Annotated in this window: 15 protein-coding genes; 10 read left to right on the forward strand and 5 right to left on the reverse strand. The window is 68.4% G+C overall.

Going from position 1 to position 16346, the window contains the following annotated elements:
- Nucleotides 1-377: 377 nt before the first annotated feature.
- Nucleotides 378-1487, forward strand: a complete 1110-nt coding sequence (locus NA8_RS24365) for a fatty acid desaturase family protein (protein WP_169810552.1) — start codon at nt 378-380, stop codon at nt 1485-1487.
- A gap of 29 nt (nt 1488-1516) precedes the next feature.
- On the opposite strand, the gene NA8_RS24370 is transcribed toward NA8_RS24365, so the two are convergent.
- The 4 genes from NA8_RS24370 to NA8_RS24385 all read right to left on the reverse strand — a co-directional run bounded on the left by NA8_RS24370 (nt 1517) and on the right by NA8_RS24385 (nt 5713).
- Nucleotides 1517-2728 (reverse strand): NupC/NupG family nucleoside CNT transporter, encoded by a 1212-nt coding sequence (locus tag NA8_RS24370; protein WP_063052723.1) that lies wholly within the window; start codon nt 2726-2728, stop codon nt 1517-1519.
- Nucleotides 2729-2980: 252 nt separating this feature from the next.
- Nucleotides 2981-4030 (reverse strand): ABC transporter substrate-binding protein, encoded by a 1050-nt coding sequence (locus tag NA8_RS24375; protein ID WP_063052724.1) that lies wholly within the window; start codon nt 4028-4030, stop codon nt 2981-2983.
- 2 nt (nt 4031-4032) lie between these two features.
- On the reverse strand, nt 4033-4917 hold the full coding sequence (locus tag NA8_RS24380) for an ABC transporter permease (protein WP_063052677.1): 885 nt from the start codon (nt 4915-4917) through the stop codon (nt 4033-4035).
- Nucleotides 4907-5713, reverse strand: a complete 807-nt coding sequence (locus NA8_RS24385; RefSeq protein WP_063052678.1) for an ABC transporter ATP-binding protein — start codon at nt 5711-5713, stop codon at nt 4907-4909. Before NA8_RS24385 ends, NA8_RS24380 begins: the two co-directional genes overlap by 11 nt.
- Nucleotides 5714-5869: 156 nt before the next feature.
- On the opposite strand from NA8_RS24385, the gene NA8_RS24390 reads away from it, so the two are divergent.
- The 7 genes from NA8_RS24390 to NA8_RS24420 all read left to right on the forward strand — a co-directional run bounded on the left by NA8_RS24390 (nt 5870) and on the right by NA8_RS24420 (nt 14015).
- Nucleotides 5870-7558, forward strand: coding sequence for an ATP-binding protein (locus NA8_RS24390; protein ID WP_174550132.1), 1689 nt, complete (start codon nt 5870-5872; stop codon nt 7556-7558).
- Nucleotides 7540-8211 carry a response regulator transcription factor gene (locus NA8_RS24395; protein WP_063052679.1) on the forward strand — a complete coding sequence of 224 codons (672 nt, stop codon included), beginning with the start codon at nt 7540-7542 and terminating at the stop codon, nt 8209-8211. The genes NA8_RS24390 and NA8_RS24395 overlap by 19 nt, the downstream gene beginning before the upstream one ends.
- A gap of 34 nt (nt 8212-8245) precedes the next feature.
- The gene (locus tag NA8_RS24400) at nt 8246-9298 is read left to right on the forward strand and encodes a Gfo/Idh/MocA family protein (protein WP_063052680.1); all 1053 of its coding nucleotides are present in this window, start codon (nt 8246-8248) and stop codon (nt 9296-9298) included.
- 85 nt (nt 9299-9383) lie between these two features.
- A complete protein-coding gene (locus tag NA8_RS24405; protein ID WP_063052681.1) occupies nt 9384-10274 on the forward strand; it encodes a bile acid:sodium symporter family protein in 891 nt (296 codons plus the stop codon).
- Between the two features lie 87 nt (nt 10275-10361).
- Nucleotides 10362-12035 (forward strand): serine/threonine-protein kinase, encoded by a 1674-nt coding sequence (locus tag NA8_RS24410; RefSeq protein ID WP_063052682.1) that lies wholly within the window; start codon nt 10362-10364, stop codon nt 12033-12035.
- Between the two features lie 124 nt (nt 12036-12159).
- Nucleotides 12160-12954: a M50 family metallopeptidase gene (locus NA8_RS24415; RefSeq protein WP_063052683.1), complete on the forward strand. Its 795-nt coding sequence runs from the start codon at nt 12160-12162 to the stop codon at nt 12952-12954.
- Nucleotides 12955-13088: 134 nt separating this feature from the next.
- Nucleotides 13089-14015 (forward strand): DUF5995 family protein, encoded by a 927-nt coding sequence (locus NA8_RS24420; protein ID WP_063052684.1) that lies wholly within the window; start codon nt 13089-13091, stop codon nt 14013-14015.
- A gap of 22 nt (nt 14016-14037) precedes the next feature.
- Here NA8_RS24420 and NA8_RS24425 read toward each other — a convergent pair whose 3' ends face one another.
- On the reverse strand, nt 14038-14511 hold the full coding sequence (locus tag NA8_RS24425; protein ID WP_063052726.1) for a gluconokinase: 474 nt from the start codon (nt 14509-14511) through the stop codon (nt 14038-14040).
- A gap of 336 nt (nt 14512-14847) precedes the next feature.
- Here NA8_RS24425 and NA8_RS24430 point away from each other — a divergent pair, with 336 nt between their 5' ends.
- Together NA8_RS24430 and NA8_RS24435 are read left to right on the forward strand one after the other, a co-directional pair.
- Nucleotides 14848-15204 carry an RsbRD N-terminal domain-containing protein gene (locus NA8_RS24430; RefSeq protein WP_063052685.1) on the forward strand — a complete coding sequence of 119 codons (357 nt, stop codon included), beginning with the start codon at nt 14848-14850 and terminating at the stop codon, nt 15202-15204.
- A gap of 191 nt (nt 15205-15395) precedes the next feature.
- Nucleotides 15396-16316, forward strand: a complete 921-nt coding sequence (locus tag NA8_RS24435) for an LLM class F420-dependent oxidoreductase (protein ID WP_063052686.1) — start codon at nt 15396-15398, stop codon at nt 16314-16316.
- Nucleotides 16317-16346: the final 30 nt, after the last annotated feature.

The raw sequence follows: 16346 nt of genomic DNA on the forward strand, positions 1-16346 counted from the left end.
CCGGCCGCGGAACCCGCGCTCGAGGGTAGGATGGAGAACCATTTTCGAACAAGCAAGCGCGCCAAGAGGATCGAGGGGTCCGCGGGCCTTCGACCGACGCTTGTTCGCCACCCGCCAGTCGACGAATCACCCAGAATGGAGACGAGTACACCGACGACAGGACAGACCCTCGATGTGGCTCCGTCACGCGACTCGGCATCGAAGGTGGTCTGATCGGTGATCAGTACCGGGCCCCCTCCGGCGGCGCCGAGTCACCGCTCACATCGCCGCGGCATCGAGGACTCCCGCACCCTTTCACCTCACGCGCCGATCCGGTCGTGTACGACCGATCGGCTGCGGATTCGTCAGCGGCGGGAAGCCGCAGCAAGGATGCAGTGTTGCCCGAGGAACGGCAAAGCGATGGCATCGCTCCACTTCCTGGTCGAGTACCTCGCTACAGGTTCGCCCCCGAGATCAACAATGAGATCAAAAAACTCCGGCAGCTCGACAATTGGCACGGGCCGTTGGCGTTGATCGGCGACTGGGCGGTCATCGCGGCTGTTGTCATCGTGTGCGAGCAGCTATCAGGGTGGATATGGTGGCTCGTTTATCTCACCGTGGGACTGACTGCCATCGCAACCAGGCAGCGCGCGCTCGCGACACTGGTTCATGAGGCGGTGCACGGGACGCTGGCCGCGAACGAGCGCGTCAACAGATTTTTGGGAACATGGTTCTCGGGGTATGTGATCCTGCAACCGTTCGACGCGTTCCGGCGGAGCCACATCCGCGATCATCACGGCAGTTTCGGCGATGTGCGCACAGATCCGGATTTTCGGGCACATATCACCGCGGGCTTGTACAAGCCGCAATCCGGCGCCGAGTTCGTATGGCGTCACATGGTGATGCCGCTCCTGGGCCGGGAGACGTCGGCCATCGTGAAGGAGTTGAGACTCTCCGGGACCCGGGACGAGGTCCGCCCCGGGTTGGCAGTGGTGTGCTATCTGGCAACGCTGGGCCTGCTCTGCTCGACAACCGGTTACGGAACCCAATTCCTGCTGTATTGGATCATCCCGCTGCTGTTCGTATTCCCACTGATCAACTGGTACATGGCATTGCTGGAACATTTCCCCCTGGTAGGAAATAACAGCATAGATCTACATACCACTCGCCATCGCGCGTTGGGGCCGATCTCCTACCATTTCCTGGGTATACACAACGAGGGATACCACCTGGATCACCATCTCTCGCCGATGATTCCGTATTGGAATCTGCCCAAAGCGCATGGAATTCGATTGCTCGACCCTGTTTACGCACGCACCATCGAGGATACCGCACCCCGGTCCGGAACCGTTTTATGGCAATTCCGCGATATTGTGCGTCAGGTTTCGGAGGGCAAGACCAGCGCGCGGCTCGGTGAATTCACCGGTATCGAGCTCATCGAGCGAAGGAATGATCTGCCTGGTTCACCGGAACCGAAGTCGTTGCCGCTGAAGGGAAAACGTCACTAGTGACGCAATCGGCGACTGCCGTTGCAATACTAACTCAGCAGACCGACGATGGTGGCGGACAGGAAGCTGACCAAGGTGGCGCCGTAGAGCAGGCGAAGGCCGTTGCGGGCGATGACGCTGCCCTGTTTCTCGCTGAGGCTGCGGACCGCGCCGGTGACGATGGCGATGGTGGAGAAGTTCGCGAACGACACCAGGTAGGTGGACACGATCGCGACGGTGCGGTCGGACAGTCCCCCGTGTTGCCGGTTCAACTCCTGCATGGCGACCACCTCGTTGGACACCAGCTTGGTGCCCATGAACCGGCCCGCGGCCGCCGCCTCGTCCCACGGGATGCCGGTCAGCCAGGCGGCGGGGGCGAAGATGTGCCCCATCAGATCCTGGAACGTGGTGCCGTGGAACAGGGCGGCGAAGATTCCGTTGATCATCGCCAGCAGAGCGATGAATCCGATCAGCATGGCCGCGACGGTGAAGGCCACCTTGAAACCCACCAAGATGTATTCGGTGAGCATCTCGAAGAACGATTGCGCCTTGCGGCTGTCGGAGATCTCCTCGCCGAGCAGCCGCGCGTCGTCGGCGGTGGTGACCGCGTAGGGGTTGATCAGCGAGCACACCACGAAAGCGCCGAGCATGTTCAGCACGATGGCCGCGATCACGTACTTCGGGTCGATCAGCTGCATGTAGGCGCCGAGGATGCCCGCCGAGACCGTCGACATCGCCGAGGCCGCCAGGGTGTACATCCGCTGCGGCGGGATGTCGTCGAGCATGGCGCGCAGCGAGATGAACACCTCGGACTGACCGAGGATGGCGGAGGCGACCGCGTTGAACGATTCGATCTTGCCGAAGCCGCTCACCCATGCCAGCAGCAGACCGAGGTACTTGATGATGAACGGCAGCACCCGCAGGTGCTGCAAGATCCCGATGAGCGCGGAGACGAGCACGATCGGCATCAGGACCGCGAAGAGGAAGGCGGGCCCGCTGCCGCCGACGCTCGGCAGGTCGCCGAACACGAACGCCGTACCCTGTGCGGCATAGCCGAGGATATGGGCGAAAGTGTCGCTGACCGCCCGGATCACGGTCCCCCCGATCCCTGTTTTCAGCAACAGGAACCCGAGCGCGATCTGCAGGAGCAACAGGACCGCGATCCGCGGCAGCCTTCCGACGGCGGCGCGGCGGTCGGTACTTGGCAACCATGCCAGCAGCAGGAAGCACGCCAGCCCGGCGAATCCGATCAGATAATGCACGCGCACCTCGTCCGCCGTGGCGTACACCGGCTTGTGGGACCAACTCTCATGTCGGTCTATGGTGGGGTGTCTCCACGGTTGAGAAGATCAGCAGCGGCTCCGGTCGCGGGCGGGTTGTCCTTCCTCGCGCTGCTCACCTTCGACCGGCAGGCGCTCGAAACCGAACCCGGTGACGTGAGCGTCTTCGAGCACCGACCGGCCGAGCCGCCCGAGCACAGCTGGGCTTCGGGCGGCTCTGCGGTGGTCACCGGCCTACTGGCGCGGCGCGCGCAACGCCTCCTCCACGAACTGCGTGGTGTAGGTCTCGGACAGATCGATGCGATCGCGCACGGGACGGACGTTCTTCGAGTACTTGCCGAGAATGTCCAGCACGTTCTGCGCGCCTTCGGGTTTCATCAGGCCGTCGCCGTTGAACATGCCGATGGAGTCGCGGATCGACTGGACGTAGAGGTCCTTGCCCGCGCTCGCGTACTGCGGCGGCATCTTCGCGGCGATCTCCTCGGGCGTGTGCGTCCGGATCCATTGCAGCGTCTGCACGAACGCGGCGGCGAGCTTGCGCACGATGTCCGGGTGGGCGTCGATCGTGGCGCAGTTCATGTACAGCGACGTCGCCGGGTACAGCCCGCCGAGCGCGGCCCGGGTGCCCGCCTCGGTGCGCATGTCGACCAGAATCCGCGCCTCCCCGGAGTTCACCATCTGCGCCACGGTGGGATCGGTGGTCATGCCCGCGTCGATGCCGTCGTGGTTCATGCCCGCGATGAAGGTCTGTCCCGCGCCGACTTTCACCCGGGTGTACTCGGCGGTCGTCATGCCCTCCTGGCCGGTGAGGGCCTGGGTGAGGAAGTCGGTCGAGGAACCGAGCGAGGTCACGCCCAGCTTCTTGCCGCGCAGGTCGGCGATCGAGGTGATGTCCGCGTCCGCCCTCGACACCAGCTCCACCTCGCCCGGCACATCGGACATCTGCACCACCGAGCGGATGCACTGGTCCTTGGCCTGCAGGTCGATGGTGTGGTCGTAGAACCCGACCACCCCCTGCACATCGCCGGTGAGCAGCGCGGTCTCGGCCGTGGCGCCGGACTGCTCGCCGAGCAATCTCACGTCGATGTCGTTGCGCTCGAAGAAGCCGAGTCGCTGGGTGAGCATGGCGGGCAGATAGATCACCTTCTCCAGGCCACCCACCATGATGGTGATCTGCGGCCGCCCGTCGGCCATCGGAATGGTGCGGGAGTCCCGGCATCCGGTGACGGTCAGCAGTGCCGCGATCGCGACGGCCACGAGCGCCAGCTGCTTGCGATACCTCATGATCAGATCCCGTGGTTCGAGGTCGTTTGCGAGGGCCGCCACTTCAGCAACCGGTTCTCCGCCATGCCGATCCCCCACTCGGCGATCAACGCGATCACCGTGATGACGATCATGCCCGCGTAGATGCCCGCCGAGTCGAATGTGCCTTGCGCGTTGCTGATCAACAGTCCCAAACCCTTGCTGGCACCGGCGTATTCACCCACGACCGCGCCGATCAGCGCGAAGCCGAAGGCGGTATGCAGGCTGGACAGGATCCAGGTGGTCGCGCTGGGCAGGACGATCGACACCAGCACTTGCCTGCGGCTCGCGCCGAGAATGCGGGCATTGTTGATCACGTTGCCGTCGACCTCGCGCGCCCCGGTGAACGCGTTGAAGAACACCGCGAAGAACACCAGCACCACCACGGTGGCGACCTTCGAGCTCAGGCCGAGCCCGAACCAGATGATGAACAGCGAGGCCAGCACGATGCGCGGAACGGCGTTGAGCGCCTTGATGAACGGCGCGAGCACTTCGGCCCAGTACCGGCTGCGGCCGAGCAGCACGCCCAGCACGACGCCGGCCACCGTGCCGATCACGAAACCGAGCACGGCTTCCTGCACGGTGGTGTAGATCTGCAGCCAGATCGAGCCGAATTGAGTTCCCTCGGTGAACCATTCCACCAACCGCGCCCAGATCAGCGACGGCTTGGAGTAGAAGAAGGGATCGATCCACGCCGTGGCGGTGAGTTCCCACGCGCCCAGCCACAGCGCCACCAGCGCGGCGCGCAGGCCCCAGGTGCGGATCCGTGCGCGCCGCGCGGTGGTGCGCACCCTGGCCAGGATCTGCTCTTCGGTCTCGTTCTCCACCACCGGTGTGGCGGCGTCGGGCGCCAGCACGTCATGCGACACGGGAGGCTCCCTTCGCGCGTGCGGCCTCGACCTCATCGCGCAGCGTCTGCCAGATCTCCTGGTAGATGTCGCGGAACTCGGTCGTCAGCCGAACTTCCTCGACACTGCGCGGCCGCGCCAAGCCGACGGGGAAGTCACCGCAGACGGTGGCCGGGCTCGCGGTCATCACGACCACCCGGTCGGCCAGCACGATCGCCTCCTCCAGATCGTGCGTGACGAAGATGACCGCCGCGTTGGTGCCCGCCCAGACCCGCAGCAGTTCGTCCTGCATGAGCTGGCGGGTCTGCACGTCCAGCGCGCTGAACGGCTCGTCCATCAGCAGGATCTCCGGCTCGTTGACCAGCGTCTGCGCCAGCGCCACGCGCTTGCGCATGCCGCCGGACAGCTGGTGGGGGTAGTAGCTTTCGAATCCGGCCAGGCCCACCTTGCGCACCCATCCCGACGCCTTCGCGCGCGCCTCGGCTTTCGACGCGCCGCGCAGGCGCGGGCCGAGCGCGACGTTGTCCAGCACGCTCTTCCACGGCAGCACCGCGTCCTGCTGGAACATGTAGCCGATGCCGTCCGGGATGCCGTCGACGTCCTCGCCGCGCACCAGCGTCCGGCCTGCCGAGGCCGGTTCCAGCCCGGACACCAGCGACAACGTGGTGGACTTGCCGCATCCGGTCGGGCCGACGACGGCGACGAATTCGCCGGGCCGCACCGTGAGGTTCAGATTGCGCACGGCGGTGTGGATGCCACCGCCGGTGCCGGGGAAGCGCTTGGTCGCGCTCCGCAGCTCGATGAGTGATTGCGTCATTGCTTCCTACTCCTGCGAGATCGGGTAGGGCGAACGTACGTGTCCCGGGTCACACCCCCGAGCTTGTGCGCACAAGCGCCACAAACGCGGGATTCGCAGGTTTTGTGCATTCTGCTCACGCTCCCGTGCGCGGTCATTCGCGCCTATGCTGCGCCCATGGCCACTGAGGGCGCGCGGGCCGTGCGATTGCGGACCCAGGTTCTGCTGTCGCAGATCCTGGTCGTCGCGCTGACCCTCGGTGTCGCGTTCGCGGTGTTCGGCTACCTCAGCGACCAGCGGCTGCGCGATGCCTACGGCCAGCGCGCGCTGGCTGTCGCGCGCACGGTCGCCGCCGATCCGGTGGTGCGCGCCGAGGTGGGGCGGTACGCCCCGGGGGCGGTCGCCGACGATCCCGCCGTGCGCCGGGAGCTGGCCGCCGGTCCGCTCGAGCGGCTCGCGGTGGACGCGACGCAGCGCAACGGTGCGCTGTTCGTCGTGATCACCGATGACGCGGGCATCCGCCTCGCGCATCCGGACGCCGGACGGCTCGCCGAGCACGTCAGCACCGATCCGTCCGAGGCGCTCGCGGGCCGCGAGGCGATCACCGAGGAACGCGGCACGCTCGGCGACTCGGTGCGCGCGAAGGTCCCGGTGCTCGCTCCCGGTTCCGGCCGGGTGGTCGGCGCGGTCAGCGTCGGCATCGCCACCGACGCGGTGCACGATCAACTGCTCGGCGACCTGCGCACCGCGGGCGGGCTGGTCGCGGTGGCGCTCGCGGTCGGCATCGCCGGCTCGATCCTGCTCGCCCGCCGGTGGCGCGGGCTCACGCTCGGGCTGGAACCGGACGAGCTGGCCGAACTGGTCCGCGGCCAAGCCGCGGTGCTGCACGGTATCGGCGGCGGTGTGCTCGCGGTCGACGCGTCGTGGCGCACCACCTTCGTCAACGACGAGGCCCGCAGGCTGCTCGGTGTCGCGCCGGACATCGGGCGTCCGGTGGACGAGCTCGGGCTGACGCCCCGCGTGCTGGAAGTTTTTCGCGACCTCGACGAGCAGCCCGCCTCGGCGACGGTCGGCGCGAACATCGTCATCGTCTCCGCGCGCCGGGTCGTCCGGGACGGGCGCGATCTCGGCGCGGTGCTCACGGTGCGCGACCGCACCGACGTGGAATCGCTGACCCGGCAACTGGACGCGGTGCAGTCGATGAGCACGGTGCTGCGCGCGCAGCGCCACGAGTTCTCCAACAAGATGCACCTGATCAGCGGACTGCTGCACGGCGGGCGGGTCGGGGAGGCGGCGCGGTCGGTCGACGAACTGATCGGTGCGGGACCGCTCGGCCCGGCGACACCGGGCATCGACGCCATCCACGACGCGTACCTGCAGGCATTCCTGGCCGCCAAGGCCGCGCACGCCAGGGAGAACGGCGTCGAACTCGTACTCGGCCCCAACACCTGGGTCGAGGGCAGTCTCACCGATCCGGTCGACGTGACGACCGTGCTCGGCAACCTGCTGGACAACGCCATGGAGGCCGTCCGCGCCGGAGACCGGGCGATTCGGCAGGTGGAAGTCGAACTGGTGCAGGAGGATTCGACTCTGCACATCACCGTCGCCGACACCGGCGACGGTGTCGCGCCCGGTCTGGTGGACACGCTGTTCACCGAAGGGGTCTCGACCCGCGACGACCGCGGCGTGCCCGGCGGGCGCGGCGTCGGCCTCACACTGATCCGCCAGATCGTCCGCGCCCACGGCGGCGACGTGCGCCTGTCGAGCCCCGGCGGCGGCGAGCCGCCGCTCACCGGGGCCGAATTCATCGCCCGCATCCCCGGCGTGCTCGTCGAAAGCGAGGTGGCATGGCCGCGCCGACCCTGACCGTCCTCGTCGTCGACGACGACTTCCGGGTGGCGAACCTGCACGCCGGAATCGTGCGGTCTATACCGGGCTTCACGGTGGCAGGCACGGCCAACACCCTCGCGGCCGCACGGGAACTGGTCGCGGCGGATCCGATCGACCTGGCGCTGGTGGACGTCTATCTGCCGGACGGATCCGGCATCGATTTCGTCCGCGAACTCCGCTGCGACGCGATGATGCTCACCGCGTCGACGGAGAGCGAGGCCGTGCGAGCCGCCATCGCGGCGGGCGCGCTGGCCTACCTCGTCAAGCCGTTTCCGCATACAGACCTGGCCGCCCGGCTGGCCGCCTATGCCCGGTACCGGCGCATTCTCGCGGTGCCGCAGGTCGACAACGCCCGCGTGTCCGCCGCGCTGCACGCACTGCGTCCGGCAGTCACCGCCGGACCGTCCGCGACGGTGTCATCACCGACCAAAGACGCTGTTCTGCAAGCAATTACGGATGCGAGGACGCCCCTGTCCGCAGGCGAGGTGGCGAGCGCCATCGGCGTCTCCCGGGCCACCGCCCAGCGCTACCTGGCCGGGCTCGTGGCCAGCGGCACGGTGCGCATGAGCCTGCGCTACGGCGCCACGGGACGGCCCGAACAGGAATACTCCGCCGCACCGCAGCGCTGAGCGGGCGGTATCCCATCGGCGGTACCGTCGGGGCATGAGCATCCTCGACGTCGCCGTGCTCGGCTACGGCTTGGCCGGGTCGGTCTTCCACGCTCCGCTGATCGCGGCGGAGCCGCGGATGCGAGTCGCGGCGGTGGTCACCTCCGCGGCCGAACGGGCCGAACGCGCACGCGCCGAGCACCCCGGTGTCCGCGTGGTGCCGCATGCCGAAGAGCTGTTCACCGCGCCGCGCGGCATAGATCTGGTCGTGATCGCGACGCCCAACCGCACCCACGCGCCGCTGGCCCGGCAAGCCCTCGAGGCCGGGTTGCCGGTGGTGGTCGACAAGCCGTTCGCGGTCACGGCAGACGATGCCGAGGACCTCGTCGCATGTGCGGAGCGCACCGGCTCGGCGCTGTCGGTCTTCCAGAACCGGCGCTGGGACGGCGACTTCCGGACGGTGCGCGAGCTGGTCGAGACCGGGAAGCTGGGCCGGGTGCGGCGGTTCGAGTCGCGGTTCGAGCGGTGGCGTCCGGTGCCGAAAGGCGGCTGGCGGGAGGTCGGCACGGACGAGGAGGGCGCGGGCATCCTGTTCGACCTCGGCAGCCACCTGGTGGACCAAGCCGTGAGCTTGTTCGGCCCGGTGGCTTCGGTGTACTGCGAGCTGGACCGGCGGCGCGAGGGGATCACCACCGACGACGACGCGTTCGTCGCGCTGACCCATACCGGCGGTGTCCGCTCCCACCTGTGGATGAGCGCCGTCGCTCCGCACCTCGGACCACGCTTCCGGGTGCTCGGGTCGGAAGCCGGGTATGTCACCTACGGATTGGACCCGCAGGAGGACGCGCTACGGTCCGGTCGCCGCCCGGACGGCGATTCACCCTGGGGCACAGTCGATGCCGACCGCTGGGGCGTACTCGGCGCGGAACCCGATTTCGTCCCGGTGCCGACCGCGCCCGGCGCATACCCAGCGTTCTACGCCGCCATGGCCGCCGCGCTCCTCGACGGCGCGCCCGTCCCCGTCGACCCGCGCGACGCCGTCACGACGCTGCGCCTGCTGACGAAGGCACGAGAGTCGGCGGCCCGGGGTGTGACCGTCACCGCTTGACCGGGGCTGGCCACCTTCGCCACGAGTCGATAACGTCGGTCCCCGGGATCGGCCCGTCCGGCCGCTCGTCGGAGAGGAGACCCCCTTGGGTGCAACGATTTTCGCGGTGTTGCTGCCGCTGGCACTGGCCTTGGTGATGTTCGGGCTCGGATTGACGCTGACGACCGAGGATTTCGCGCGCGTGCTGCGGTATCCGAAAGCGGCGGTGATCGCCCTGGTGTGCCAGATGGTTCTGCTGCCCGCGGTATGCCTGGGCCTGATCCGCCTGTTCGGACTCGACGGCGCGCTGGCCGCGGGCATGCTGCTGCTCGCCGCGTCGCCGGGCGGAGCGTCGGCGAACCTGTTCAGTCACATCGCCGGGGGCAACGTGGCGTTGAACATCACGCTCACCGCGATCAATTCGGTGCTCGCCGTGTTCACCATGCCGGTGGTGGTGGCGCTGTCCTACGCCTTGTTCCTGGACGGCGAGGGTTCGGTCGGGCTGCGGCCGGACAAATTCGCTCAGGTATTCGCCATCGTGCTCGTGCCCGTCGCGATCGGCATGGCGGTGCACCGGCGGTTCCCGGAGTGGTCGCGCCGGATGCGCGGCGCGGTCAAGGTCCTTTCCGTCGTGGTGCTCGCGCTGGTGATCGCGGCCGGAGTGGGATCGAATCTGGACACGCTGTCGGAGCACATCGGACAGCTGTCCGCGATCTGCCTGTCCTTCGCCGTGATCAGCCTGGCCGTCGGCTACTTCGTGCCCCGGCTCGCGCGAGTGGAAACCGATCAGGCCATCGCCTCGGCCATGGAGATCGGCGTGCACAACGCGGCGCTCGCGATCGCCGTCGCCGCTTCGGTACTCGACAACGAGACGATGGCCGTCCCCGGCGCGGTCTACGGGGTTCTGATGAACATTCCCGCGGCGCTCGCGGCATATCTGCTGGCCAGGCGGACGCGGCGGGACCAACCCGCGCCCGCGCCCAGCATGGCCGGTTAGCGGGGGCAGGCGCTGCGCGAACACGAGAGTGCCCGGTGAGTAGCCTCTCGGAGGGTCGTACGCCATGAGAAGGGAGCCAGCTGCGCGATGCAACCGCTCGGCATGAACGATCCGGCCAGGATCGGGGACTATCGCCTGCTCGGCGTCCTGGGCGTCGGTGGCATGGGCCGCGTCTACCTCGGACGGAACGCGGGCGGGCGCACCGTCGCGGTCAAGGTCATCCGCCCCGACATGATCGACGCGGAGTTCCGCACGCGCTTCCGGCGGGAGGTCGCGGCGGCGCGCCGGGTCGGCGGACGGTTCACCGCGCCGGTGCTCGACGCCGACGTGGACGCCGATCCGCCGTGGCTGGCCACCGGTTACGTGGCCGGGTTCTCGCTGGCCGACGCGGTCGACCGGTACGGGCCGTTCACCGAGCACGCGCTGCTCGTGCTGGCGCACGGGCTGATCGAGGCATTGACGGCTGTCCATGGCGCCGGGGTGGTGCACCGCGACCTCAAGCCGTCCAATGTCCTCCTGGCTCTCGACGGTCCCAAGGTCATCGACTTCGGCATCGCCCGCGCCGTCGACGACAGTCAGCTCACCACCACCGGAAAGGTCATCGGCTCTCCGGGATTCATGTGCCCGGAGCAGGTGACCGGCGACCCGATCGGCCCGTCCGTCGACGTGTTCGCCCTGGGCGGGGTCCTCGTGTTCGCGGCGACCGGCCACGGACCGTTCGGCGTCGGCGACACCGTGCAGATGCTGTGGCGGGTGGTGTACGAGGAGCCGCAGCTCGACGACGTCCCGCAGCGACTGCGCCCGCTGGTGTCGGCCTGCTTGACCAAGGACGCCGCGGCTCGCCCTACGCCGGACCAGTTGCTCACCCAGCTCACCGCTCTCGGCATCCCCGAGCGCGGCGGCTGGCTGCCCGCCCCGGTGCTCGAGGAGGTCAGCCACCGCGCAGTGGAGCTGCTGAACCTTGACTCCGGGCCGTTCGACCGCCCGGACCTTCCCGCGCCCCCGCATCCCGCGCGCACCGCCGACACCATGATCCATTCGGCTTCACCTGCGCACCCGCACAGCGACCCCGGGCGATCGGCGCCCACGCACCTGCGGCATCCGGGCCCGCCGCAGGCGTCTCCCACGTACACCGGACACCACACCTACCCGCCCGCACACCAGAGTTCGCCCCGGTTCGGCGCGGCCGCCGCCGCACCTCATCCTCGCCGCCCCGGCCGAGCCCTGCTCGTCGCGGGTGCGCTCGTCGTCTGCATCGCCGTCGCCGTAGCGGCGTTCGTGGTCGGCGCACAGCTACGGAACGACGATCCGAACGATTCGATCGCGCAAACCACCTCAGCAGCCAGCACACCTTCCACAGCTACCGCCACGCAGGCCGATGACACGACCCCGACGACCAGCAGCAGTCCCTCCGCTGCCAGCGTTCCGAATGCTTTTCTCGGCGAGTGGAAAGGTGTGGCGAAAGATCTTCTCGGCAGCTACGACATCATCCTGACACTCAATCCGGGCGACGTAGGTGAACAAGTCGGAGAATCGACCAATACCGGCCGAATCATCGGCTTGAAGTGCGGTCGCGCCGAGACACTCACCGCTGTCGCAGCGGAAAGCGTCACATTGAGGGCCGCACTCACTCAGAATCCCGGTGGATGTAACGACGAAGGCGCGTCCTCCCATCTGGAACTGCGGCCGGACGGGACCATTTCCTACCGAACACAGGGCGTGGCGGGGGATATGACCGGGATCCTCACGAGAACCAGCTGACCCGGGTTCCCAGTAGCAGCCCCCCGAGTCACACGTCATACGTGATGGCCGCGTCCGCCGGTGGCGTCCCAGCAAGGAACGCATGCCACGAGCACGGTCGTCCGCGGGCGGTTAAGGTGCGGCGGTGGACAGAGCGGAATTCTTCGAGCGCGGCGCCTCCATCGCCGATCGTCTGACGACGACGCAAGCGCAACCGCCGTGGTGGCTGGTGGTGGCGGCCGCGGTGGCGGCGCTCGTACTGGTGGGTTACACCCCGATCTGGCGGCTCACCCGCAACATCGTCACCATCGCGCACGAAGGCGGGCACGCTCTGGTCGCGCTGCTCACCGGCCGCAAGCTCAACAGCATCCGATTGCATTCGGACACCTCGGGACTCACGGTGTCGAGCGGAAAACCCTACGGCCTCGGGATGATTCTCACCACGATGGCGGGTTACCCCGCGCCGCCGCTGCTCGGTCTCGGGTTCGCCGCCCTGCTGGGCGCCAGCCGGATCACGCTGATGTTGTGGACCGCCATCGTCCTGCTCGCCGCGCTCCTGATCAAGATCAGGAATATCTACGGCGGCATCACCGTGCTCGGACTCGGCGCGGTGGTCTTCGTCGTCTCCTGGTTCGGCACCGACACGCTGCAAGCGGGTTTCGCGTATCTGGGCGCCTGGTTCCTGCTGTTCGCCGGGGCGCGGCCGGTGCTCGAGCTGCAGAGGGGGCGTTCCCGGCAGCAGCGCGCCCGCTATCACGAGGTCGACTCCGACGCTGATCAACTCGCCAGGCTCACGCGGCTGCCCGGCCTGCTGTGGGTGTTCGTGTTCGGCGCGATAGCCGTGGGTTCGCTGCTGATCGGCGCGTGGCTGCTCGTCGCCGCCATCGCCGAGATCTGCCTGCCGGGCGCGCCTTCCGGCTCCTGCTTCGCGTCGCACTGACGCCGCGCTGCGCGAGGCGATCGGCTCGGATAGGCTTCGATCCCGCCCTGCGCCACCTACCGCGTGCCGCATCGCCGAATTCGCCAATTCGGCCGTCCCGGCGCGGAATCGCGATTCACGACCCTGGAGCCAGCATGCCCGACATCCTCGCGCGTACGCCGAGTAGTACTGCTGCGCGGCAGCTTTTGTCAGCACTGACCTCGGCTGTGACGGCGCTGATCCTCACGATCTCGCTCGGTCCGGCGAACGCCTCCGCCGCACCGGCGGCCACGCCGTGCGGCACACCGTTGGCGCCCGCCGAAACGGCCGCGATCGCGGAACTGTCCGACACCGGGGCGCTGACCGGTTCCGCGCTGCGGCAATTGGAGCAAGCCGTCGACCGGCACCGGCGGATCACGGAGATCCTGGTCGCCCACCATGATCTGCGCGGGGTGTTCGCCCTCGGGCTCGACGCGGTCGAACGGGCCGCCGTCCTGCCGTTGCAGCGCGACCCCGCGTCGTTCGACGACCCGGAATGGGCGCATCGGATCAGTCTGGAACTGCTGTCGCGCTTCCTGCACACGGTGCACGCCGAATTCACCGGCGCACCCGTCGACCCGCACTGGGCGCACTATTTCGCTCTGACCAGCCGCTGCGAGCTGTCCCCCGCGCGCGTGGCGATGGCCGGGTACAACGCGCATCTGAGCGTCGACCTGTCCTATTCCGTCGCCGCGGTCGGCAGCACCGCCGCCAACGCGGGCGACTATTTCCGCATCGTCGACGCGATCGCCCAGCACGGTGCGCTGATCGTCGACGCCACCAAAGCGGTCTACGGCGGCGACCTCGGCCCGCTGTGGCGCTTTTACTTCGTCGGCGAGGGCTTGGACCTGGTGGTCGGTCGCGGGGTGGCGACCGGCCCCCTGCTCCGTCTGGCCGACGCGGGCGCCAACGTCGTCATTCTCTGGAACGGATTGGCCATGCAGGATCCGACCGCGGCACCCGTCGTGACCGCCGAGATCGACACGTTGTGGCGCGGCCTCGATCTCGCTTTCGATGGTTTGTCGGATCTCGGCGGCCTCTAGCGGGCGAACCCCGACGCGCGGCTCACCTGTCCAGCGCTGCCACGGCTTGCCGGACCACCTCTTCGGGCGGGCGTGCCGCATCGATGGTGCTGCCGTCCTCGTCGGGACCGAGCGGCTGCAGGGTGGCCAGCTGTGAATCGAGCAGGCTCGGCGGCATGAAATGCCCGCGACGTCCGGCCACGCGCCGCTCGAGTTCGGCGCGTGGCACGCTCAGATGCAGGAAGAACGCCTCGGGGGCGGCGGCGCGCAGCCGGTCGCGGTAGATCCGTTTGAGAGCCGAGCACGTGACGACGCCGCCCCGTCCGGATCGCTCGGCCATCCAGGCGGCCAGGGCGTCGAGCCAGGGCGCGCGGTCGGCATCGTCCAACGGAGCCCCCGACGCCATCTTCGCGACGTTCGCGCCCGGGTGGAAGTCGTCGCCTTCGGCGTACTCCACCCCGAGCGCGTCGGCCAGGCGGGAGCCTACCGTCGTCTTTCCCGAACCCGACACCCCCATCACGACGATCACCGGTACATCGTGCACTCGAACCTCCTTCCCCCATGGCGGCGGGTCTGTCGTGCGCGCGGACTTGTCATCGGCAACAACCTAGCGGGCGAGCACTTCGTCGGCCCGTGCAGTGACGATTCGCACCGCCTGCGGCTGGATTTCGAGGACCGAGACTGCGGCCCGCCGATTTCGTTCTGCGTCAAAAGATTCGAAATCCGCGCGGACCGGATGGGAAGTACGAATGTTCGCGATGACGCAATGCACGGACCTGGTCCGACATCCGAACCGCGACCGCACGCCCGAGCTACGGGCGCCTCGCCGCGGAGGCGGAGTCTGAGCAGCGGCATGCCATCCCCACGCGGCGCCGCCGCGGCGTCCGCCGAGTTCGTCCCGGCTACCGAGCACATCGTGCGGCGCCTGCTCGGCATCATTCCCCGGCGGCACGTGGAGCGGGGGAACCTGCTGCGCGAGGAGATTCGCGCCACCGTCACGCACTGCCTCGATCTGGTCGCGTCCGTCGATCCCGAGCGACCGGCGCGCACGGTCCGCATCTTGGAGGCCGCCACCCGGTGGGCCGGGGTCGGGGTTCCGATGGACACCGTCCAGCATCTCGTCCACGAGGGATTCCGCCTCTATCTCGACGACCACCTGCGGGATGCGCAGGCCGTGCGGCACGACGACAGCCCTCGTGAGTCTCGCTGACCCGGCGACGTTCTCGAGTTTTCGTCACGTACCCCGGCCCGCCGGTTCACTACGAATTCCCGCGCCGAACCCGCCCACGTGCGAACGGCGTTGCCGCACCGCTCCCGGCACAGCACCCCCTGATTTCCCCGTCGTCCACCTGGCGCGAGCGGAGCGATCCGCCCATGCTCCGACCGACTAGGGTCGTCGACATGGAACTACGCATCTTCACCGAGCCGCAGCAGGGTGCGAGCTACGACACGCTGCTCACCGTTGCCAAGGCCACCGAGGACTTGGGATTCGACGCGTTCTTCCGCTCCGACCACTACCTGAGCATGGGCGGCGCCGACGGCCTGCCCGGCCCCACCGATGCCTGGATCACCCTCGCCGGACTGGCCAGGGAGACCAAACGGATCCGCCTGGGCACCCTGGTCACCGCCGCCACCTTCCGGCTGCCCGGCCCGCTCGCCATCCAGGTCGCCCAGGTCGACCAGATGTCCGGCGGCCGGGTCGAATTCGGTCTTGGCAGCGGCTGGTTCGCCGAGGAGCACGCCGCGTACGGCATCCCGTTCCCCGCCGACAAGTTCGCCCGGCTGGAAGAACAGCTGGCCATCATCACCGGGCTCTGGGCGACCAAACCCGGCGACACGTTCAGCTACGAGGGCAAGCACTACCAGCTCACCGATTCCCCCGCCCTGCCCAAACCGGTGCAGGACCCGATTCCGGTGCTGATCGGCGGCCAGGGCGCCACCCGCACCCCCCGGTTGGCCGCGCAGTACGCCGCCGAGTTCAATATGCCGTTCTCCTCGCTCGAGGACAGCGCCCGGCAGTTCGACCGGGTGCGCGCCGCCGCCGAAAACTACGGACGCGCGGCCGACGACCTGGTCTACTCCAACGCGCTGGTGGTCTGCGTCGGCGCGAACGACGCCGAGGTGGCGCGCCGGGCCGCCGCGATCGGACGCGAGGTGGACGAGCTGAAGACCAACGGCCTGGCCGGCTCACCCGCCGAGGTGGTGGACAAGATCGGCCGGTACACCGAGATCGGCACCGGCCGCATCTACTTGCAGGTGCTGGATCTGACCGATCTCGAGCATCTCGAACTGATCTCCGCGCAGGTGCAGTCGCAATTGTGAGCCCCGGCGCGTGGGGTCGCCCGGCGAGAC

It is taken from the genome of Nocardia arthritidis NBRC 100137 (assembly GCF_001612765.1).
GTDB classification, from domain to species: Bacteria; Actinomycetota; Actinomycetes; order Mycobacteriales; family Mycobacteriaceae; genus Nocardia; species Nocardia arthritidis.